Origin of the sequence: Streptomyces sp. NPDC059003, from assembly GCF_042740445.1 — a bacterium.
Classification (GTDB): Bacteria; Actinomycetota; Actinomycetes; order Streptomycetales; family Streptomycetaceae; genus Streptomyces.
The window spans coordinates 42,482-62,700 of the sequence record NZ_JBHYJH010000028.1; the positions used below are offsets into that span (position 1 = coordinate 42,482).

Annotated in this window: 18 protein-coding genes and 1 pseudogene; 14 read left to right on the plus strand and 5 right to left on the minus strand. The window is 74.1% G+C overall.

The features are described 5' to 3' along the window. Positions 1–83 precede the first annotated feature (83 nt). From ACFWZ5_RS13670 to ACFWZ5_RS13700, 7 genes are all read left to right on the plus strand, one after another. Complete coding sequence (locus tag ACFWZ5_RS13670) at positions 84–566, plus strand: phospholipase (protein ID WP_384790040.1); 483 nt, start codon at positions 84–86, stop codon at positions 564–566. Positions 567–826: 260 nt separating this feature from the next. After that, positions 827–1,972, plus strand: a complete 1,146-nt coding sequence (locus ACFWZ5_RS13675) for an alpha/beta hydrolase family protein (protein WP_384790043.1) — start codon at positions 827–829, stop codon at positions 1,970–1,972. A gap of 124 nt (positions 1,973–2,096) precedes the next feature. Then, on the plus strand, positions 2,097–2,279 hold the full coding sequence (locus tag ACFWZ5_RS13680; protein ID WP_384790045.1) for a DUF4236 domain-containing protein: 183 nt from the start codon (positions 2,097–2,099) through the stop codon (positions 2,277–2,279). Positions 2,280–2,368: 89 nt separating this feature from the next. Then, positions 2,369–3,364, plus strand: coding sequence for a GlxA family transcriptional regulator (locus ACFWZ5_RS13685; RefSeq protein ID WP_384790048.1), 996 nt, complete (start codon positions 2,369–2,371; stop codon positions 3,362–3,364). 147 nt (positions 3,365–3,511) lie between these two features. Next, positions 3,512–4,129, plus strand: coding sequence for a cysteine hydrolase family protein (locus tag ACFWZ5_RS13690; protein ID WP_384790051.1), 618 nt, complete (start codon positions 3,512–3,514; stop codon positions 4,127–4,129). A 68-nt stretch (positions 4,130–4,197) separates the two neighbouring features. After that, positions 4,198–4,770, plus strand: coding sequence for a dihydrofolate reductase family protein (locus ACFWZ5_RS13695; protein WP_384790054.1), 573 nt, complete (start codon positions 4,198–4,200; stop codon positions 4,768–4,770). 137 nt (positions 4,771–4,907) lie between these two features. Next, positions 4,908–5,300: a MerR family transcriptional regulator gene (locus ACFWZ5_RS13700; protein ID WP_384790057.1), complete on the plus strand. Its 393-nt coding sequence runs from the start codon at positions 4,908–4,910 to the stop codon at positions 5,298–5,300. Between the two features lie 31 nt (positions 5,301–5,331). Here the strand turns inward: ACFWZ5_RS13700 and ACFWZ5_RS13705 are convergent, their stop codons facing one another. From ACFWZ5_RS13705 to ACFWZ5_RS13715, 3 genes are read right to left on the minus strand one after another with little or no spacing between them, the layout of a single operon-like run. Beyond that, a complete protein-coding gene (locus ACFWZ5_RS13705; RefSeq protein WP_384790059.1) occupies positions 5,332–6,789 on the minus strand; it encodes a DHA2 family efflux MFS transporter permease subunit in 1,458 nt (485 codons plus the stop codon). Beyond that, positions 6,786–7,028, minus strand: coding sequence for a hypothetical protein (locus ACFWZ5_RS13710; protein WP_384790062.1), 243 nt, complete (start codon positions 7,026–7,028; stop codon positions 6,786–6,788). Before ACFWZ5_RS13710 ends, ACFWZ5_RS13705 begins: the two co-directional genes overlap by 4 nt. Next, positions 7,025–8,500 carry an amidase gene (locus ACFWZ5_RS13715; protein ID WP_384790065.1) on the minus strand — a complete coding sequence of 492 codons (1,476 nt, stop codon included), beginning with the start codon at positions 8,498–8,500 and terminating at the stop codon, positions 7,025–7,027. Before ACFWZ5_RS13715 ends, ACFWZ5_RS13710 begins: the two co-directional genes overlap by 4 nt. Positions 8,501–8,724: 224 nt before the next feature. Between ACFWZ5_RS13715 and ACFWZ5_RS13720 the strand changes: the two genes are divergently transcribed. From ACFWZ5_RS13720 to ACFWZ5_RS13740, 5 genes and pseudogenes are all read left to right on the plus strand, one after another. Next, positions 8,725–9,720 carry an alpha/beta hydrolase family esterase gene (locus tag ACFWZ5_RS13720; RefSeq protein ID WP_384790068.1) on the plus strand — a complete coding sequence of 332 codons (996 nt, stop codon included), beginning with the start codon at positions 8,725–8,727 and terminating at the stop codon, positions 9,718–9,720. An 87-nt stretch (positions 9,721–9,807) separates the two neighbouring features. Next, the gene (locus tag ACFWZ5_RS13725; RefSeq protein ID WP_384790071.1) at positions 9,808–10,584 is read left to right on the plus strand and encodes a 3-hydroxybutyrate dehydrogenase; all 777 of its coding nucleotides are present in this window, start codon (positions 9,808–9,810) and stop codon (positions 10,582–10,584) included. Positions 10,585–10,656: 72 nt separating this feature from the next. Next, positions 10,657–12,025: pseudogene (locus tag ACFWZ5_RS13730) on the plus strand (MFS transporter). Between the two features lie 104 nt (positions 12,026–12,129). After that, positions 12,130–14,070, plus strand: coding sequence for a helix-turn-helix domain-containing protein (locus ACFWZ5_RS13735; protein WP_384790074.1), 1,941 nt, complete (start codon positions 12,130–12,132; stop codon positions 14,068–14,070). Between the two features lie 170 nt (positions 14,071–14,240). Further along, positions 14,241–14,633, plus strand: coding sequence for a hypothetical protein (locus ACFWZ5_RS13740; protein WP_384790077.1), 393 nt, complete (start codon positions 14,241–14,243; stop codon positions 14,631–14,633). 65 nt (positions 14,634–14,698) lie between these two features. Here the strand turns inward: ACFWZ5_RS13740 and ACFWZ5_RS13745 are convergent, their stop codons facing one another. Next, positions 14,699–15,817: a medium chain dehydrogenase/reductase family protein gene (locus ACFWZ5_RS13745; RefSeq protein ID WP_384790080.1), complete on the minus strand. Its 1,119-nt coding sequence runs from the start codon at positions 15,815–15,817 to the stop codon at positions 14,699–14,701. A gap of 213 nt (positions 15,818–16,030) precedes the next feature. Between ACFWZ5_RS13745 and ACFWZ5_RS13750 the strand changes: the two genes are divergently transcribed. Next, complete coding sequence (locus ACFWZ5_RS13750) at positions 16,031–16,753, plus strand: TetR/AcrR family transcriptional regulator (protein WP_384790083.1); 723 nt, start codon at positions 16,031–16,033, stop codon at positions 16,751–16,753. Positions 16,754–16,838: 85 nt separating this feature from the next. Then, on the plus strand, positions 16,839–17,714 hold the full coding sequence (locus ACFWZ5_RS13755; RefSeq protein WP_384790086.1) for a GNAT family N-acetyltransferase: 876 nt from the start codon (positions 16,839–16,841) through the stop codon (positions 17,712–17,714). A 52-nt stretch (positions 17,715–17,766) separates the two neighbouring features. Here the strand turns inward: ACFWZ5_RS13755 and bglX are convergent, their stop codons facing one another. Then, on the minus strand, positions 17,767–20,070 hold the full coding sequence (gene bglX / locus ACFWZ5_RS13760; protein ID WP_384790089.1) for a beta-glucosidase BglX: 2,304 nt from the start codon (positions 20,068–20,070) through the stop codon (positions 17,767–17,769). Positions 20,071–20,219: the final 149 nt, after the last annotated feature.

Here is a 20,219-nt window from a genome sequence, read left to right on the forward strand (position 1 = left end):
AGGCCGGTGGCGATTACTGAAGAGAGGGCTCCGCGCACTCGGGCACGGAGCCATGTCATGACCCCCACATTGGAGGAACCCTCATGCGTCGTCGACTCGCAGCCCTGGCCGTGGGCGCCGCTGCCCTGCTGGGCACCGGCATCGCCGCGTCCCCGGCGTCCGCCGTTCCCGCGGACAAGGCGCAGGTGCTCAGCAGCTGGACGCAGACCGACGCGGGCAGCTACAACACCTGGGTGTCGGCCCGTAACAACCAGGGCGCCTGGAGCGCGTACCAGTTCAACTGGAGCACGGACTACTGCTCCTCGTCGCCGGACAACCCCTTCGGCTTCCCCTTCCAGACGGCCTGTGCCCGGCATGACTTCGGCTACCGCAACTACAAGGAGATGGGGACCTTCAGCGCCAACAAGTCCCGCATCGACAGTGCCTTCTACGCGGACCTGAAGAGAGTCTGTGCCAGCTACACCGGCGCCAAGAAGACCTCGTGCGACGCGCTGGCCTGGACCTACTACCAGGCCGTGGACAAGCTCGGCAGCGTCGCCCCGGCGAACGCCCGCTCCGCGGCCTGACCTGACCGGTGAGGGGGCGGGCCACCGCCCCCTCACCCCTTTTCCCCGGGCCGAGCGGGCAGGGCGGGCAGGGCGGGCAGGGCGGGGCGGGGCGTCAACCCGGGGATGTCATCCCCGAGTTGTACGACCCCGCTGCCGGTTGTCATCCGGGGCTGATTGGAGCACGGGCCACCGGTTCCTAGCGTGGAGCTGTCGTGCCGGAAGGCGCATGCCACGGCATGCCACGGCACGCCACACGGCAACGGAACACGGATGGAGAGATGCCCGTGAAGCGCAGATCGTTGTTCGGCGCGGCGGCAGCCGCGATCCTGCTCGGCACCTGTGCCGGCGCGCCCGCCCGGGCCGCACAGACGCCGACGGCACCCCGGGCGGCCGTACCGCGCCTCGCCGAGCCGGGCGGCAGCCACCCGGTGGGCCTGACCACGCTGCACCTCAAGGACCCCGACCGCAAGGACCCCTGGGTGCCGCGCGGGAACCGGGAGCTGATGGTGTCCCTTTGGTACCCGGCCGCGCGGCCCTCCGGCACGCCCTCGCCGTACATGACGGCCGCGGAGTCCCGGCTCTACCTGAAGTCCAGCGGGGTGACGCTGCCGCCGGACGTGTCGAGCGACGTCCTGAACAAGGTGGTGACCCACTCCACCGTGGACGCTGTTCCTGCACGGACCCGCACCGAGCGCCCCCTGGTCCTGCTCTCCCCGGGCTTCGGCATGCCCCGCGCCACGCTGACCGGACTCGCGGAGGAACTGGCGAGCCGCGGCTACGTCGTCGCCGGGATCGGCCACAACTACGAGGCGCACGGCATCACGTTCCCCGACGGGAACACGACCGACTGCGAGGTCTGCGCGGACCCCGACCACCGCAAGGTCGGGGACGCCCGCGCCGCCGACGTGTCGTTCGTCCTCGACGAGCTCACCGGCAGGTCCCCCGCGTGGCGGCACGGCCGGATGATCGACACCGGCCGCGTGGCCATGGTCGGGCACTCCGCGGGCGGCTACAGCACGATCCCCGCGCTGCTCACGGACCGGCGCGTCAAGGCCGGGATCAACATGGACGGCAACTTCCGCTACCCCGACGCCACGCCCCTCAACCGGCCGCTCCTGATGCTGGGCAAGCCCAGCCACGTCCCCGGCGGCCCGGACCCGTCGTGGGACCGCACCTGGCGCCAACTGACCGGCTGGAAGCGCTGGTTGAGCGTCGACGGCACCGAGCACGGCTCCTTCACCGACACGGCGCCCCTGGGCGAGCAGCTCGGCATCCGAGGTCAGGACCTCGACGGCGCCCGCTGCGACGCGATGACCCGCGCCTACGTCACCGCGTTCGTCGACCGGCATCTGCGGGGGCGGAATACACCCCTCCTTGAGGGGCCGTCGGTACGGTACCCGGAGGTGAGGTTCCACCGACCGTAACAACGGTGAACGGAGGGAACCCATCCGGACCGGCTCGGCGTGAACCGAGTGCGCGCAGCCGAAGCAAGCGAGCACGCGCGGCCGAAGTCATCGAGCGCGCGAAGCCGAAGCGGGGGGAACTCTCATGTCGCTCACGTTCCACAAGTCGTTCCGGATCTTTCCCGGAGTACGGGTGAACATCAACGGCCGCTCCTGGTCGATCACGGTCGGCGGGCGGCGCGGGCAGCACACCGTCAACTCCGACGGCCGGCGCTCGACCTCCGTGGACGTGGCCGGGTTCAGCTGGCGCTCGAACCGCCGCCACTGACCGGCCGGGGGCACCGGGGCGCGGCCGGTGTCCGGATGTGACAGGGAATCGTCATTGCGGCCATGCGTGGGGGCCGTGAGCATGGAGGCATGCCTCCTACGCACCACCGGGTCGTCATCGCGGTCTTTCCCGACGTCGACCTCCTCGACGTCACAGGCCCCGCCGAGGTCTTCGCGCTCGCCAACCGCGAGACCGCGGGCCGCGCCGGGTACCGGGTCCGCCTCGCGGGCCCCGAGGCCGGCGCGGTCCGGACGTCGGCGGGCGTCCGGCTGCTCACCGACGTGGCCTTCGACGACGTCGGCGAGCAGGTCGACACGCTGCTTGTGCCGGGCGCGGTCGACCTGACCGACGGCGGGCCGCGGGCCCGTATCGACCCGCAGGTCGTGGCGTGGGTGAAGGCGACCGCGCCGCACGCCCGGCGGGTCGCTTCGGTGTGCGTGGGGGCGCATCTGCTGGCCGCGGCCGGCCTCCTCGACGGGCGGACGGCGACCACCCACTGGTCGACCGCCGCCCAGCTCGCCGCCGACCACCCGGAGGTCACGGTCGACCCCGACCCCATCTTCGTCCGCGCCGACCGCGGCAGGCTGTGGACCGGGGCGGGCATCAGCGCCTGCCTGGACCTCGCGCTCGCCCTGGTCGCCGAGGACCAGGGCGAGGAGGCCGCCCTCGCGGTGGCCCGGCAGCTGGTGGTCTACCTCAAACGGCAGGGCGGCCAGAGCCAGTTCTCCGTGCCGCTCAGCAGCTCGGCGACCACCCGCAGGGACATCGACGAGCTGCGCCAGTGGATCGCCGGCCACCTCGACGACGACCTGTCGGCCGGGGCCCTGGCCGCCCGGATGTGCCTGAGCGAACGGCACTTCGCCCGGGTCTTCACCCAGGAGACGGGCACCAGCCCCGCCGCGTACGTCGAGGCCGCCCGGATCGAGGCCGCCCGGCGCCTCCTGGAGACCACCGACCGCCCGCTCGACCAGGTCGCGGCGGCGGCCGGGCTCGGCTCCGTCGAGACCCTGCACCGCGCGTTCAAGCGGCAGCTGGCCACCACCCCGGCGGCCTACCGCCGCCGCTTCCGCACCCAGACACCCTGACGCGCACACCGAGGCCAGCTGACGCGCACTCAGCCCCTGTGACGCGCACCCGGACCACCTGACCCGCACCACACCCACCGATCTGCCCGGCGCACCCGCGAGGCAGCGGGCCGCGCCCTGCCCGGATCCCTTACGAAAGGCCCCGTTATGACCACGATGCACCCGTCCCGGACCCTGCGCGACGTGAGCGGCCTGGACAACGAGCCGCCCCGCCTGAGCGAGTCCGCCCTCATCATGATCGACTTCCAGAACACCTACCGCACCGGCGTCATGGCCCTCCCCGGCGCCGAGGAGGCCATCGCGGCGGGCGCCCGCCTCCTCGACCGGGCCCGTGCCGCGGGCACCCCGGTCGTCCACGTCGTCAACGACGGCGGCGAGAACACCCCGTACGACATCCGCGCCCACATCGGATCGATCAGCGCCGAGGTCGCCCCGGTCGACGGCGAACCGGTCGTGGTCAAGCAGGTCCCCAACGCCTTCCACGCCACCACGCTCGAACAGACGCTGCGCGACCTCGGCGTGAGCCCGGGAAGCGACCTCGTACTGGCCGGGTTCATGACCCACATGTGCGTCACCTTCACCGCCCAGGGCGCCTTCCACCTCGGCTACCGGCCCACCGTCGTGGCCGAGACCACCGCGACCCGCGCCCTCGCCGCACCGGACGGCACGGTCCTGCCCGCCGAGGCGCTCCAGGCCGCCGCCCTGACCACGGTCACCGACCTGTTCGGCACCGTCGTCCCCACCGCCGACGGCCTGCGCGCCTGAGCGATGAGTTTCGCGGACGCGTTCCGTCTCTGCGTAGGAGGGAGCAGGCAGCCGAGGAAGGAGATGTGATGAGCACCGTGGTGATGCACAGCGTCGTGTCCGTGGACGGCTTCATCGCCGACGCGGACGACGAGGTCGGCCCGCTGTTCGACTGGTACGTCAACGGCGACGTCGCGCTCGGCACGGGCGGCAAGGTCTCGCGGGCCTCCGCCGGCTACGTCAAGGCGGTGTGGGCGGGCATCGGGACGACGGTGATCGGGCGCCATCTGTTCGACATGACCAACGGCTGGGACGGGGCGCCGCGGGCGGGCGAGCACGTGGTCGTCGTGTCGCACCGGCCCAAGCCCGCCGGGTGGCACCCCGAGGCGTCGTACCACTTCGTCGACGACGTGGCCCGGGCGATCGTGACGGCCAAGGAGCTCGCGGGGGAGCGGACCGTCGCGGTCGCCGCGGGCGACGTCGGCGGGCAGGCGCTCGCCCGCGGCCTGGTGGACGAGGTGGCGATGGACGTCGTGCCGGTGGTCTTCGGCTCCGGCAAGCGGTACTTCGGCGCGGTCGACACCCAGCACCTCCTGGAGGGCCCGCACACGGTGATCCAGGGCGACCGTGTGCTGCACCTGCGCTACCGCGTACGGCGCTGAGCGCGGCGCATGCGGCACAGCCCCGCGCCCTTCGGGGCGCTCCGTCCGGGGTATGGAGAGCGCCGCTCCCCCTACCCCGGGGGCGGGGACCTGCCGGTCACGTACCTGTGTGAGCCCCCGTGCGGGAGAATGCGGTCATGGACGATCTGACGCCGATACGGGTGGTGGCGGACCGGTTCGGGCTGCCCCTCTCCACGCTGCACTACTGGGAGCGGCGCGGCCTGGTGGAGCCGCACCGGCGGTCCGGGCGGCGGTACTTCGACGCCGAGCAGGTCTACCGCGTGGCGCTGATCAAGCTGTGGCGGGAGACCGGGCTCATGTCCGTCGAGGAGATCGGCACCCTGCTCCGCCGCGACGGGACCGACGCCGGCTGGCAGGGGACCGTGCACGGTCGCATCGCGGCTCTCGACGCGCACATCGCCCGCCTCGAAGGCGCGCGCACCTACCTCGGCCACCTCCTCACCTGCGCCCACGGCGACGCCCTGGAGCAGTGCCCGGCCTTCCGGGCGACCGTCCCCGTCTCGCCCTGACCGGGTCACCCGTCGCGCTTCTCCTGACCGGTCACCCGTCGCGCGGCATCGTCAGGGCCGCCACGCACGCGGCGGCGGCCACGCACCCGGCGGAGAGCAGGAACGCCACGCCGTAGCCGTGGGCGAGCGCGTACGGGCCGTGCGCGCCGCCGCGGCCGGGGTGCGCGGTGGCCCACGCGGCCGCGGCCGACGCCGAGACCGTGCTGATCACGGCGAGCCCGACCGCCCCGCTGGTCTGCCGGACGGTGTTGAGCACCCCCGCAGCGAGCCCGCTCCGCTCCGCGGGCACACCGCTCGTCGCCGCCACCGTGATCGGCGTGAACGCGGCGGCCGTACCGAACCCGAACACCCCGCCGGACACGACCACCGTCAGCGGATAGGACCCGTCCGCACCGAGGAACGCCGCCACACCGGCGAACCCGGCCGCGCCCACCAGGCAGCACAGCACGGACGCGCGGCGCGCACCGAGCCGCACCGTCAGCGGCCCGGCCGCCCGCGCCCCCGCGAACATCGCGACGCCGACCGGCAGATAGCCGAGCCCGGCGCGCAGCGGCGACCAGCCGTGCACGTCCTGCAAGTACAGCGAAAGGAGGATCGGACTGGCGAAGAAGCCGAGGCCGAGCAGGAACATCACCACGTTGCCGCTGCTCACCGCGCGCAGCCGCAGGACGCCGAGCGGCAGCAGCGGCTGGCGGGCCCACCGCGCCTGGTGCAGCAGGAACACCCCCACCAGCGCGACCCCGCCGAGCAGCGGTCCCAGCACCTCAAGGCTCGTCCAGGCGGCGACCGCGGCGCGCATCACCGCGTACACGACACCGGTCAGGCCCGCCGTGGCGAGCGCGGCCCCCACGACGTCCAGGCGGGGACGGCCGGAGAGGTCGTGCCGCTCAAGCCCGCGCGCCGCGCCGACGAGCGCGAGCACCCCGATCGGGACGGTCACGAAGAACACCCATCGCCACCCGGCGAACTGGGTGAGCACCCCGCCGACCACGGGCCCCGACGCGGCCCCGACCGCCCCGACCGCGCTCCAGGTGCCGAGCACCCGTGCGCGCCGCGCCGGTTCGGTGAACGTCGTCGTCAGCAGCGACAGCGTCACCGGCATCAGGAGCGCCCCGCCGAGCCCCTGCGCCGCCCGCGCGGCGAGCAGCGCCTGTGACGTCGGCGCCGAGCCGCAGGCGACCATCGCCGCGGTGAAGAGCGCCATCCCGGCCAGCAGCGTCGCCCGGTGCCCGAACACGTCCGCGCACCGGCCACCGAGCAGCAGGAATCCGGCGAAGGCGAGGGTGTACGCGTTGACCACCCAGGGGAGCGTGGCCGGGGAGAAGCCGAGCGCGGCGCGGAGGTCGGGCAGCGCCACCGACACGATGGTGGCGTCCAGGATGACGACGAACGACCCGGCGCAGGCAAGGGCCATGACGAGCCGTTCATGACGCCGGGCGTCGCGCTCCGCAGGCCGCGTCGCCCCGCCGGGCCGCATGCGCGTGCTCATGCGGGTCCCTCCTCGTCGGCGCCCGGCCGGACGCCGACGTCCCGGCTCAGGACGGGCCGGGCGTGGCGCGCCGCGGTCACGGCGAACAGGCCGTCCACGGCCGTGCGTCGGGCGGTGTACGCGGCCGCGAGCCCGGCGATCTCCCGCTCGCCCGCGGGCAGTCCGGCGGCGGCGAGCAGGCCCCGCACCGTGAGGGCCGTGTCGTCGTCCGCGGGAGTCCCGGCACGCTGCCCGGTCATGCGCTCACCTCCGTGGCAGGAGCGACGGAGGCGGGTGCCGCCCCGGCCGCGTACGGACCGTCAGTCGCGTACGGATCATCAGCCGTGTACGGATCAGGGGCGCGCCGGTGCCAGTCGGTGTGCCGCTGGAACGCGTCGCCGACCCGCAGGACCGTGGCGTCGCCCGCCACAGGCCCCGCGATCTGCAGCGACAGCGGAAGCCCCGTCGCGGTCCTGCCCATCGGCACCGCGAGGACGGGGTTGGCCAGCGGGCTCCAGTACGGCGTGTGGACCTGCCCGAAGACGCCCGCGTGGTCCTGCTGGCCCGCCGCGTCCGCCAGGGCGTCGAACGGCGGCGCGCCGATCGAAGCGGTCGGGCACACGATGACGTCCACCTCCGCGAACAGCGCGTCCACGGCCCGCTGTGCCACGCGCCGTACGCGCTGCGCCTGGACGTAGTCCGCGGCCGACACCAGCGCGCCCGTCGCGAGGAACCCGCGCGTCGCCACGCCGTAGTCGTCCCAGTGCCGGGACAGGGCGGCGCGGTGGTGGGCGAGGCCCTCGCCGGCCGCGGTCACGAACAGCACGGTGATCAGCTCGTGCCAGTAGGGCAGCGTGACCTCCACGGGGGCGGCGCCGAGGCCGGTGAGCACCGACACGGCCGCGTCGAAGGCCCCGGGCACCGCCGGATCGCCGTCCGCGGGGAAGTGCCGCTCGCGCACGACGCCGACGCGCGTCCCGTCGAGGTCGCCGCCGAACAGCGGCTCGCTGAAGCGGGAAGGGCCGCCCTCCGGCGTTCCGGCGATCACGTGGAGCACCGCCGAGCAGTCCCGGGCGGTACGGGCCAGCGGGCCGACGCGGTCGAGGCTGTACCCGAGCGGCACGCACCCCGCACCCGGCACCAGCCCGAACGTCGGCAGCAGGCCGGTGGCCCCGCAGAACGCGGCGGGCATGCGGATGCTCCCGCCGGTGTCGCTGCCGAGCCCGGCCAGGAACATGCCCGCCACGACGCCGCTCGCGGAGCCCGAACTCGAGCCCCCGGCCCAGCACTCGGGCCGCCACGGGTTGCGCGGGAACGGGAACGGCTTGTCCTCCTCGGGCAGTCCGCAGCCGAACTCCATCGCGGTCGTCTTCCCGGTGAGCACCGCACCGCCCGCCCGCAGCCGCGCCACCACCGTGGCGTCCCGCCCGGCCCACGGACCCTCGTCGTGGACCAGGCTCTGCGCGGTCGTCGGCCCTTCCGCCGCCGCGATGGTGTCCTTGACCCCGAACGGGATGCCGTGCAGCGGCCCGCGGTCGACCCCGCGCGCCAGCTCCTCGTCGGCGCGCCGGGCCGCGGCCCGCGCCTGGGCGTCGAAGCGCGTCACATACACCCCGAGCGGCCCGTCGGCGCGCTCGGCCGCGGCGACGGCCGCCTCGGTCAACTCGACGCTGGTCACCGTCCCGTCCCGCAACGCCCGCGCGGCCCCGGTCACGGTCAGCACGTCCCTCACGTCCCACCTCCGTATACGTCTCCGTGTACGCCGCCTCATGCGGGCGGCCGGTGGAACGGGACCCTCCCAATTCAACCCGGGTTGAACGCAACCTCGGCGGTGTCCAGCAGGCCCACCCGGGGCCGACCCACAGAGGGAGAAGGCGTGTTGTGGCCCCCGGAGCCATAGGGGGAGGCGCGCACCGGCTCCTACATTTCCTGTGCATGACACGCTCTCCGAGCAACATGACACGCTCTCCGAGCAGGACGACACAGCTGGCGACGGCGCTGGCCGCCGCGCTCCTCGCCCTCGCCTTCCTCCCGGCGCCGCGCGCCACCGCCGTGCCGCACGCCGAAGCCGTCCAGGAAGTCACCGGATTCGGCTCCAACCCGGGCCGGTTGAGGATGTTCCGCTACGTCCCCGACGGGCTGCCCCGAGGACGGCCCGTCGTCGTGGCCCTGCACGGCTGCACCCAGAACGCCGCCGGATACGGCACCGGAAGCGGCTGGACCGAACTCGCCGACCGCTGGGGCTTCTCCCTCGTCCTCCCGCAGCAGCAGCCCGCCAACAACCCCTCCTCGTGCTTCAACTGGTTCCTGCCGGCCGACACGACCCGCGGCCTCGGCGAGGCCGCCTCCCTCGCGCAGATGGTGGACCGACAGCTCACCGACACCGCCGCGAACCCCGCGCGCGTGTACGTCACCGGGCTCTCCGCGGGCGGCGGGATGACGTCCGTGATGATGGCTGCGTACCCGGAGAAGTTCGCGGCGGGCGGCGTCGTCGCCGGACTGCCGTACGGCTGCGCGCAGGCCGCCGCGTCGCCGTGGGTGTGCATGAGCAGCGGCGGCGGCCAGACCCCGCGGCAGTGGGGCGACCGCGTCCGCGCCGCACGCCCCGGCTACGGCGGCCCCTGGCCCACGCTCACCGTCCTGCACGGCACCGCCGACCAGAAGGTCGCCCCCGTCAACATGACGGACCTGACGGCGCAGTGGACCGACGTCCACGGCACCGACCGGGCGCCCGACGCGACGGACACCGTCGCCGGATATCCGCACCAGGTCTTCCGGCGCGCGGACGGCAGGGCCGCCGTGGAGACGTACGCCGTCACCGGCATGGCCCACGGGCAGCCCGTCGCCCCCGGCACGGGCAGCGAGCAGTGCGGCACCGCCGGGCCGCACCTCCTGGACGTCGGGCTGTGCGCGGCCCACCGCCTCGGCCTGACCTGGGGGCTCGACACCTGACCGTAGGGCCGGACACCATGCCGACGCGGGCGAGTGTGGTGTCCGGCCCCATGGGCGGCACTCCGCGCCGACCTTATGTTTCCGGCCATGACCAGCCAATCCCCTCTCACGCCCGGCGCCGTCGACCTGAGCGGCCGCGTCGCCCTCGTCACCGGCGGCGGCAGCGGCATCGGCCGGGCCTGCGCCGTGGCGCTCGCGGCGGCGGGTGCCGACACGCACGTCGTGGACATCGACGCGGCCGCCGCCAAGGCCGTCGCGGACGCCGTCGGGGGTCACGCCCACACCGCCGACCTCGCCGATGCCGAAGCGATCGCGGCGCTGCCGACGGCCGTCGACATCCTCGTCAACAGCGCGGGACTCCAGCACGTCGCGCCGCTCACCGACTTCCCGCCCGCGCGGTTCACCCTCATCCAGCAGGTCATGGTCACCGCCCCGTTCCTGCTCCTGCGCCAGACCCTGCCGCACATGTACGCGCGCTCCTGGGGCCGCGTCATCAACATCTCCAGCGTCCACGGCCTGCGCGCCAGCGCCTTCAAGAGCGCCTACGTCGCCGCCAAGCACGCCCTTGAAGGCCTCAGCAAGGTCACCGCCGTCGAGGCCGCGCCGCACGGCGTCACCAGCAACTGCCTCAGCCCCGGCTACGTACGGACTCCCCTGGTGGAGCGGCAGATCCACGAGCAGGCCGCCGCGCACCACATCGCCGACGACACCGTCCTCACCGACGTCCTGCTTGCCCGCACCCCGCTGAAGCGCCTCGCCGAACCGGAGGAGGTCGCCGCGGCGGCCCTGTGGCTGTGCGGCCCGCACTCCGGCCACATCACCGGCATCTCCCTGCCCCTGGACGGCGGCTGGACCGCCACCTGACCCCCGCCCGTCCCCGCCCGTCCCCGCACCCCACGTCAACCGTCCGCCCGCGACCGGAACACGGTGATCCCCATGGCGCGTCCCCGCAGCAGCATCGTCAGGATCGTCGGTGCCAGCCTCATCGGCACCACCATCGAGTGGTACGACTTCTTCCTCTACGGCTCCGCCGCCGCCCTCGTCTTCAACGAGCTGTTCTTCCCCACGGCCGACCCGCTCACCGGCACCCTCATCGCCTTCATCACGTACGCGATCGGCTTCCTCGCCCGGCCGCTCGGCGGCGTCGTGTTCGGGCACTTCGGCGACAAGGTCGGCCGCAAGAAGCTGCTCGTGCTCAGCCTGCTCCTGATGGGCGGCGCGACCTTCGCCATGGGCCTACTCCCCACGTACGCGGCCATCGGCGTCGGCGCGCCGGTCCTGCTCACGGTGCTGCGCCTGGTGCAGGGCTTCGCGCTCGGCGGGGAGTGGGGCGGCGCCGTCCTCATCGTGTCCGAGCACGGCGGCGACAAGCACCGCGGATTCTGGGCCTCCTGGCCGCAGTCGGGGGCGCCCGGCGGCAATCTGCTCGCCACCGGAGTCCCTCGCGCTGCTCGCCGCCGTGCAGTCCGAGGACGCCTTCCTCGCCTGGGGCTGGCGCGTGCCGTTCCTGCTCTCCGGGGTCCTGGTGATGGTCGGCCTGTGGATCCGCATCTCCGTCTCCGAGTCGCCGGTCTTCCTCGAAGCACAGGCCAAGGCCGAGGCGGCCGCCGCCCGGGGCGCGAAGGAGGAGCCGCCCGTCGTGGAGGTGTTCCGCAAGAGCTGGCGGCAGGTCCTCACCGCGATCGGCACCCGCTTCGGCGAGAACATCTCGTACTACGTCCTCACCTCCTTCGTCCTCGTCTACGTCACCAAACACCTCGACCTGCCCAAGAGCACCGCCCTCAACGCCGTCCTCATCGGCTCCGCCGTCCACTTCGTCGCCATCCCCGCCTGGGGCGCGCTCTCCGACCGGATCGGGCGGCGGCCCGTGACGCTCATCGGCTCGGTGGGCATGGCGCTGTGGGCGTATCCGTTCTTCGCGCTCGTCGACTCCGAGTCGTTCGCCGTGACCACGGCGGCGGTCACGGTGGGGCTGCTCCTGCACGGGGCGATGTACGGGCCGCAGGCGGCGTTCATCTCGGAGATGTTCGACACCCGGGTGCGCTACTCCGGCGCGTCGATGGGATCGCAGCTCGCCTCCATCGTCGCGGGCGCGCTCGCCCCGATCATCGCCGTGGAGCTCCTGAAGGACTACGACTCGTCGGTGCCCGTCGCCCTCTACCTGTGCCTGGCCGCCGTGGTCACCACGGTGACGGTGGCCCTCGCACGCGAGACCCTCGGGCGGGACCTGCGGCACTCCGAAGGCGCCGGGCCCGAGGTGGTCAGGAGCGCGCCCGCCCCCGTACGCTCCGGCGAACCGTCCTGAGCCGCGTGGTCCCGCGCGCGTCAGGGCCACGACCCACGGACACGGGCCACGGACACGGACCACGGACACGGACCACGGGCAACGGCTGGAAGGCGACGACAGACATGGCACCGCCGCACGGGGTGGCCGCCGCGGCCCTGCGGGAACTGCTCGACCTGCTCGGGCGGCAGGCCCCCGCCGAGAGCTTCGCGCGCCCGGCCGCCACGGCGCGCGAAGCCGGGGCGGGCCGGGCGGAGCTCGCCCTGGTCGAGGAGGCCACCCAGGCGGCGCTCGCCATCCGCCGCACCCTCGACCAGCACCGCCGCCGCGAGGCCGAGCTGGCCGCGCTCTTCGACACCGCGAGCGACCTGGCCGCGCTGAGCGACCTCGACGCGGTCCTGCGCGCCATCGTGCGCCGCGCCCGGCTCCTGCTCGGCACGGACGTGGCGTACCTGACGCTCAACGACCCGGCGGCGGGCGGCACGTTCATGAGGGTCACCGACGGCTCCACCTCCGCGAAGTTCCAGCAGCTGCGGCTCGGCATGGGCGAGGGCCTCGGCGGCCTCGTCGCCCAGACCGCCCGGCCCTACGCCAGCGCCGACTACCGGACCGACACCCGCTTCCAGCACACCGCGCACATCGACGCGGGCGTCGGCGAGGAGGGCCTGCGCGGCATCCTCGGCGTGCCGCTGCACGTCGGCAGCCGCGTCATCGGCGTCCTGTACGCCGCCGACCGGCGCCCGCGCGACTTCGCCCCCGACCAGATCGCGCTGCTCGCCTCGCTCGCCGACCACGCCGCCGTCGCCATCGACAGCGCCCGCCTCCTGGAGGAGACCCGCGCCGCCCTCGTCGAGCTCAACGCCGCGACGGCCACCGCCCGCGCGCAGAGCGAGGCCATGGCCCGCGCCGCCGCGACCCACGACCGGCTCACCGACATCGTCCTGCGCGGCGGCGACGTGGCCGACGTCGCCGCCGAGATCGCCGCGCTCCTCGACGGCGGCCTGGTCATCCAGGACGCCGACGGCACCGAACTCGCCCGCGTGGGCGCCGACGCGCCGACCCCGCCCGCACGCGGGGTGGCGGCGTCCCGCTCCGGGGGCCGGGCCGTGCCCGTCGACGGGATCTGGGTGTCCGCCGTGCTCGCCGGGCCCGAACTGCTCGGCAGCATCGCGCTGAGCGGCCGCCCCGACCTGACCGACAGCGACCGGCGCCTGTTCGAGCGGGCCAGCCTGGACACCGCGCTGCTGCTGCTCCTGCGCCGCTCGGTGGCCGAGGCCGAGGACCGCGTGCGCGGCGAGCTCCTCGACGACCTGCTCACCGCCGCCCACGCCACCGACCCGCGCCGCTCCGGCAGCCTCACCCTGCGCGCCCGCCGCCTCGGCGTCGACCTCGCCGAGCCGACCTCCGTCCTCGTCCTGCACTGCGAGCCGGACCTGCGGGCCCGCCTCACCACCCAGGCGATACGGCGCGCCCGCGCCCTGCGCGGTCTCGCGGGCCCCCTCGGCGGCCACGTCGTGCTGCTCGCGCCGACCGCGCGGCCCGGTCCGCTCGCGGCCGACCTCGCCGCCGAACTCGGCGCCGCGCTCGGCACCTTGGTGACCGTCGGCGCGGCCGGACCCGCCCGCGGGCAGGACCGGCTGCCCGCCACCCACACCGAGGCCCTGCGCTGCCTCGAAGCCCTGACCGTCCTCGGCCGCACCGGCGAGGGCGCGAGCCTGCCCGACCTCGGCTTCGTCGGCGTACTCCTCGGCGACCAGACGGACATCGCCGGATACGTGGGGCGGGTCATCGGCCCCGTCCTCGACTACGACACCGCGCGCGGCACCGAACTCGTCCGCACCCTGGAGGCCTACTTCGCCCAGGGCGCGAGCCTGTCCCGCGCCAAGGACGTCCTCCACGTCCACGTGAACACGGTCGTCCAGCGCCTGGACCGCGCGGCCCGCCTCCTGGGCGCCGACTGGAACACGCCGGACCGGGCGCTGGAGATCCAACTCGCCCTGCGGCTGCACCGGTTGAGCGGGGGCTCGCCGGGGGCGGCGGGGGCGGTGGGGCCCTCGGGGGCCTGAGCCCGGGTGTGCGGTCTGCGCCAACGGGCGCGGCGGGGCCCGCCATTCCGCGATCGGGGGATGGCGGGGCGGCTTTGTCCCGACTCACGATGGTTCGGTCTCACGACCATGGGCCTCACGACCAAGGGCCTCGTGGTCATCGACCTCATGACCATCGACAGGGGGAACGGATGAAGATCGCACACAGGGTGGCGCTCGTCGCGGCCGCGACGCTGGTGGCCGCCACCGGAACGGCCGTCGCGAGCACGGCGTACGCGCAGGCCGGGACGGGCTCTGCCGTGGGGGCGCACGACAACGGCTCGCGGAGCGAGGTCCGGACGGTGCCGGCGGCGCCGGACAACCCCGGCCCGATCCCGCCGTTCGCGCCGGGCGGGGCCTTGGGTGACCCCACGCCGATCCCGCCGTTCGCACCGGGCGAGGCCTTGGGTGATCCCGGTCCGCTCCCGCCGTTCGCACCGGCGGACGCCCCTGACGGGACCACGCCCTACCCGTCGTTCGCGTCGGCGGAGGCCCCTGACGGCCCCTCCCCGTGGCCCCCGCTCGCGGCTGCTTCGGGGAGCTGACTTCTGCTCAGGTGTGGCCGGACGCCTGGTCCGGCCACCCGGTACCGGTACCCGGCGCCGTCGCCTCACCGGTCCGCGTCGGCCGCCGCCGAACCGTCGGGGACGAGCACCACCTTGCCCGCCACCGTCCCCGACTCCGCGAGGCGCAGCGCGTCGGCGGCCCGGGACAGCGGGACGCGCGCGGCGACCTGGGCCTGGAGGCGGCCGTCGGCGAGCAGGGCGAAGACCTGACCGAGGTCGGCGCGCAGCCGTGCGCGGAAGGCGTCGGGGCGGCGGCGTCCGGCCCAGATGTTGTAGAAGTGCGCGCGCCGTGAGTTGGGCAGCGCGTTCCACAGGGCGAGGCGGGCGAACAGCTTCAGGACCGGAGCCTTCGACGATCCGGTGACGTCCCGGGTGGACGCCGTCCCGTACGACACGAGCGTGCCGCCGGGCGGGAGCAGCCGGAACGACTCCACGACGCCCTCGCCGCCCACGTGGTCGAAGACGGCCCGCACCCCGTCGGGCGCGAGGCCGCGCAGGCGCGCGTACAGATCCGGGTCGCGGTAGTCGACGGGCGTCACGCCGAGCTCACGGAGCCGGTCGTGGTGACGTCGGGACGCCGTGCCGAGCACGCGGACGCCCGCGACCCGGGCGAGCTGGACGAGCGCGGAGCCGACGCCGCCGTTCGCACCGAGCACGACGACGGTGTCGCCCGCCTCGACGCGGGCGGTGCGGTGCAGCATCTGCCAGGCGGTGACGCCGTTCACGACGAGCGTCTCGGCGTCGGCGGAGCTGACGGACTCCGGCACCTCGACGAGGTCGGCGGCGGGCACGACCACGTGGCTCGCCCAGGCGCCGGTCTTGGTGAGCGCGGCGAACCGGCGCCCCACGAGGCGCGCCTCGACCCCGGAACCGACGGCGGCCACGCGCCCGACCAGGTCATAGCCCGGCACGAACGGGAACGGCGGCTGGTCGAAGTACTTGCCGCGCCGCATCTGCTGCTCGGCGAAGGAGACGCCGGTGGCCTCCATGGCGAGCAGCACCTCACCGGGTCCGGGGACGGGGGCGGGCCGGTGGCGTACGTCGAGGCCCTCGGGGGCGACGACGCCGGGCAGCACGATCTCGGTCGTGACGGTGGGGGACGGGGTGGCTGTGAACGGGGCGGCGGCGGTGGTCGGGGCGGCGGCGGTGGGGGTCTCACGCATGGAAGTGCCTCTCGTTGTGGCGATAGGTGCACGCTGGAGTTAGAACCTCTAACCAGAGCGTGCGCCTCTATCCATAGACCTGTCAAGCCCTCTCTAACTTGAGTTAGAGTCTCTAACCACAGTGATGGCCGTTCAGCGAAGCGAAGGCCAGTCAGCGAAGCGATGGCCGCTCGACGAAGTGACGGCCGTTCGACCAAGTGAGAGGGCCCCGCCGTGGCAGACGACAGCACCGCCCCCACCCCCCGCCAGCGCTACCGCGACCAGGTCCGCGCCGAGATCAAGTCGGCCGCCCTGGAGCAGATCCGGGCCGGTGGCGCCCCCGCGCTCAGCCTCAACGCCGTGGCGAAGCAGCTCGGCCTCACCGGCCCCGCCCTGTACAAGTACTTCCGCAGCCGCGACGACCTGCTCACGGAGCTCATCTGCGACGGCTACGACGCCGCGGCCGCCGCCCTGCGCACGGCCGCCGCCCGCGTCGCCGACGCCCCGCCCCGCCGTCAACTCCTCGCCCTCGGCGAGGCCTTCCGCGCCTGGGCCACCGGCTCCCCGCACGTCTACCAGCTCCTGGCCGGTACGCCGTCCCCCACCTACCAGGCGCCGGCCGAGACCGTGGACCGGGCCCGGGCCGTGCTCGGTCCGCTGCTCGGCGTCCTCGGGCAGGGCGACTGCCGGGGCGCCGCGCTCGACCTGCGGGCCGAGATGCGGTTCTGGCTGAACGAGAGCCCCGCCGTGGAGGAGTGGGTCAAGCACTGGGCACCGGACACCGACGCGGCCACCGCCCTCGCGGGCACCGTCACGGCTTGGGCCCGCCTGCACGGTGTCGTCAGCCTCGAAGTGCAGGGCCTGTTCACCGGCATGGGACACCGCCCCGGCACGCTGCTCGCCGCCGAGATGGACGCGCTCGCCGACGCGATGGGACTTCCGGGGCCGGCGCGTTGACCAAAGGCCGGGCGGGCAGGATGGGGTGGCGGCGCGCGACGACTGCGCGCTGACGCTCCCTCATGAAAGGTGCCGGCACCCCCTCATGACAGGTACGCCGATGGAGAACGGGACCCCCGGGCAGCTCGCCCTGACCACCGCGACGCTCGACGAATGGCGCGTGGTCACCGGCTGGGCGGCGGACGAAGGGTGGAACCCGGGGCTCAACGACGCCGCGTCCTTCTTCGCGCAGGACCCCGAGGGGTTCTTCATCGGCCGCGTCGACGGCGAGCCGGTGTCCGCGATCTCCGTGGTCACCTACGACGCGGCGTACGCGTTCCTCGGCTTCTACCTCGTCCGCCCCGACCTGCGCGGCCGGGGCCACGGCTTCGCCACCTGGCGCGCCGCCCTCGCGCACGCCGGGGACCGCACCGTGGGCCTGGACGGCGTCCCCGCGCAGCAGCCCAACTACCGGCGCTCGGGCTTCGTGCACCGCCACGACTCGATGCGGTACGTCGGCCCGGCGGGCGGCGCTTCCGGCGCGCCGCGCGCGGACATCCGGCCCGTCGCGGAGCTGGGAGAGGCGGCCGTGGCGGCGTACGACAACGCCTGTTACCCGGCCGACCGGCCCCGCTTCCTCAGGTCGTGGCTGACGACCCCCGGCCACCGCGCGCTCGCGAGCGTCGCCGACGGCCGCGTCACCGGGTACGGCGTGCTGCGCCCGGCCCGCGACGCCGCGCGGGTCGGGCCGCTGTTCGCCGACACCCGCGCGGACGCCGAGGCCCTCCTGGACGCGCTGACCGCCGACCTGGGCGGGGCGCCCGTCGGCATCGACGTACCCGAGTCGAACGCGGAGGCCGTCGCGCTCGCCGAGGGCCGGGGCATGAAGCCGACGTTCGCGACGGCCCGCATGTACACCGGACCCGTACGGGACTTCGCGCAGGAGCGGGTGTACGGGATCAGCACCCTCGAACTGGGCTGACAGCACCCTCGAACTGGGCTGACGTCCGCCCCGCCGCGCGGACGGCGGGCCGTCACGTCACCGTCAGCGTCCGCTTGGCCTCGGCCGTCGAGCTGTTGCCCACGTACAGGTCGAACGTGCCCTCCTCCACGAGGAACTCGCCGCGCGGGTCGTTGGTCCACAAGCCCAGGTCCCGCGCGCCGAGACGGAAGCGGACGACCTTGGACTCGCCCGCGCGCAGCGACACGCGCCTAAAGCCGCGCAGCTTGCGCACCGGCTGCGTGACGCTCGCGGCGACGTCGTGGACGTACAGCTGCACGACCTCGTCGCCCTCGCGCCGGCCGGTGTTCGACAGCGTGACGGACACCTCGACCGTGTCGCCCTTGCGCAGGGCGGCGGCGGGAACACTCGCGCGGCTCAGTCGGGGCTCGCCGATCTCGAAGGTCGTGTAGCTCAGCCCGTGGCCGAAGGCGAACTGCGGGCCGGGCGGCAGGTCCAGGTACTTGGACGTGTACTTGTTGTCGGCGGCGTAGGGGCGGCCCGTCGACTCGTGGTTGTAGTGGATGGGGATCTGCCCGACCGCGCGGGGGAACGAGACGGGCAGCTTGCCGCCCGGGTTGACGTCGCCGAACAGCACGTCGGCGATGGCGTTCCCGGCCTCCAGGCCCGGGTGCCAGGCCTCGAGGACGGCGGGCGTCGCGTCCAGCCAGCCGCCCACGGTCAGGGGGCGGCCGTTGACGAGGACGACCACGAACGGCTTGCCGGTCTCCGCGATCGCCTCGACGAGGCGTTCCTGCGCGCCGGGCAGGCCGATGTCGCTGCGCGCCGCGGCCTCGCCGCTCAGCGCGGGCGGTTCGCCCACGACGACGACCGTCACGTCGGCGGCCCGCGCGGCCGCCACCGCGGCCGGGATGCCGGAGGTGTCCTTGCCTTCGGGGTCCACGCCGCGGGCGTACGTCACCTTCGCGCCGGGCGCCGCGCGCCGCACCGCGTCGAGGACCTTCACCGACGGGTACTTCTTGGCGGCGGCCGGGACGACCCAGGTGCCGAGCAGGTCGTCGGAGTCGCCGAACGGGCCGACGACGGCGAGGGACGCGACGGACTTCTTCAACGGGAGCGTCCCGCGGGCGTTCTTCAGGAGCACCATGGAGCGGGCCGCCGTCGCCCGCGCGGCCTTGCGGGCGGCGCGGTCGGGCCCGTCGACGGCGGCGCCCTCGTCGACGTACGGATGGTCGAAGAGGCCGAGCGCGAACTTCAGGCGCAGGATCCGCGTCACGGCGTCGTCGAGCCGCTCCGCGCTGATCCTGCCGTCGCGCAGCAGCTTCTTGCCGTGCGCGGCGAGGGTGGTGCTGACCATCTCCATGTCGACGCCCGCGTTCAGGGCGAGCCGGGCCGCGGCCGCGCCGTCCTCGGCGAAGCCGTGCGCGATCAGCTCCTGGACGCCGGTCCAGTCGCTGACGACGAAGCCGTCGAAGTCCCACTCCCGCTTGAGAATGTCGGTGAGGGTGTGGGTGTTGCCGTGCGCGGGCACGCCGCTGATCGTGTTGAAGGAGGCCATCACGGTCGCGGCGCCCGCGTCCAGGGCGGCCTCGAACGGCGGCAGGTACAGATTGCGGAGCCGGGACTCCGACACGTCCACGGTGTTGTAGTCGCGCCCGCCCTCGGCCCCGCCGTACGCCACGAAGTGCTTGGCGCACGCGGCGATGCGGTCCCGCGCCCCGTAGTCCCGGCCCTGGTAGCCCTCGACCTTGGCGGCGGCGAACGCGGCGGTCAGATACGGGTCCTCGCCGCAGCTCTCGGCGATCCGGCCCCAGCGCGGCTCGTGCGTGACGTCCATCATGGGGGAGAACGTCCAGTGCACGCCGTTGGAGCGGGCCTCCTTCGCGGAGACCTCCGCGTCGGTCCGCGTGACCTGAGGGTCGAAGCTCGCCGCCTGCGCCAGCGGGATCGGGAACGTCGTCCAGAACCCGTGGATCACGTCGAGGCCGAACAGCAGCGGAATGCCGAGCCGGGACTCCTCAACGGCGATGCGCTGGAGGGCGTTGGTGCTCTTCGCGCCGAAGATCGAGAGCACCGAACCGAGCCGCCCCGCCCGCGCGGCGTCCTCCACGTCCTTCGTCCCACCACCGCCGGGCCCGGTGTCCCAGGCCCACGCGAGCTGCTGCAGCTGGCCCAGCTTCTCTTCGACAGTCATACGGTCGAGCAGCTTCCTGACCGCGCGGTCGTGCGGGGTCGTGGCGCCGGGCCGCTGCGCGGTGCCCTGTCCCTGCGCGGGCGCGGCCTCGGCGGTTCCCGCGCCGAGAGCGCCGCCCGCGACGGCGGTGCCGCCCGCCGCCGACAGACCGGACAGCAGAGTACGCCTTCGTAGCTCTCGCATGCGTTCGCCTTCTCACGTCGGAGCGGGGGCCAACTGGGGGAGTGGCCACAAGAATTGAAGCGAAAGTACGTTCCTGGTACAGGCGGGTCAAGAGATGCGGCAGAGGCAGTCGAGTGGATCGAATCCGGCTTGACCTCAACATTGCTTGA

Excerpts from the sequence above, each read along its gene's own strand:
- ACFWZ5_RS13755 (WP_384790086.1), top strand. The coding sequence starts at position 16,839 with ATGACAGGTACGCCGATGGAGAACGGGACCCCCGGGCAGCTCGCCCTG.
- ACFWZ5_RS13740 (WP_384790077.1), top strand. The coding sequence starts at position 14,241 with ATGAAGATCGCACACAGGGTGGCGCTCGTCGCGGCCGCGACGCTGGTG.
- ACFWZ5_RS13670 (WP_384790040.1), top strand. The coding sequence starts at position 84 with ATGCGTCGTCGACTCGCAGCCCTGGCCGTGGGCGCCGCTGCCCTGCTG.
- ACFWZ5_RS13745 (WP_384790080.1), bottom strand. The coding sequence starts at position 15,817 with ATGCGTGAGACCCCCACCGCCGCCGCCCCGACCACCGCCGCCGCCCCG.
- ACFWZ5_RS13700 (WP_384790057.1), top strand. The coding sequence starts at position 4,908 with ATGGACGATCTGACGCCGATACGGGTGGTGGCGGACCGGTTCGGGCTG.
- ACFWZ5_RS13685 (WP_384790048.1), top strand. The coding sequence starts at position 2,369 with ATGCCTCCTACGCACCACCGGGTCGTCATCGCGGTCTTTCCCGACGTC.
- ACFWZ5_RS13725 (WP_384790071.1), top strand. The coding sequence starts at position 9,808 with ATGACCAGCCAATCCCCTCTCACGCCCGGCGCCGTCGACCTGAGCGGC.
- ACFWZ5_RS13695 (WP_384790054.1), top strand. The coding sequence starts at position 4,198 with ATGAGCACCGTGGTGATGCACAGCGTCGTGTCCGTGGACGGCTTCATC.
- ACFWZ5_RS13675 (WP_384790043.1), top strand. The coding sequence starts at position 827 with ATGCCCGTGAAGCGCAGATCGTTGTTCGGCGCGGCGGCAGCCGCGATC.
- ACFWZ5_RS13690 (WP_384790051.1), top strand. The coding sequence starts at position 3,512 with ATGACCACGATGCACCCGTCCCGGACCCTGCGCGACGTGAGCGGCCTG.
- ACFWZ5_RS13680 (WP_384790045.1), top strand. The coding sequence starts at position 2,097 with ATGTCGCTCACGTTCCACAAGTCGTTCCGGATCTTTCCCGGAGTACGG.
- ACFWZ5_RS13710 (WP_384790062.1), bottom strand. The coding sequence starts at position 7,028 with ATGACCGGGCAGCGTGCCGGGACTCCCGCGGACGACGACACGGCCCTC.
- ACFWZ5_RS13720 (WP_384790068.1), top strand. The coding sequence starts at position 8,725 with ATGACACGCTCTCCGAGCAGGACGACACAGCTGGCGACGGCGCTGGCC.
- bglX (WP_384790089.1), bottom strand. The coding sequence starts at position 20,070 with ATGCGAGAGCTACGAAGGCGTACTCTGCTGTCCGGTCTGTCGGCGGCG.
- ACFWZ5_RS13705 (WP_384790059.1), bottom strand. The coding sequence starts at position 6,789 with ATGAGCACGCGCATGCGGCCCGGCGGGGCGACGCGGCCTGCGGAGCGC.
- ACFWZ5_RS13735 (WP_384790074.1), top strand. The coding sequence starts at position 12,130 with ATGGCACCGCCGCACGGGGTGGCCGCCGCGGCCCTGCGGGAACTGCTC.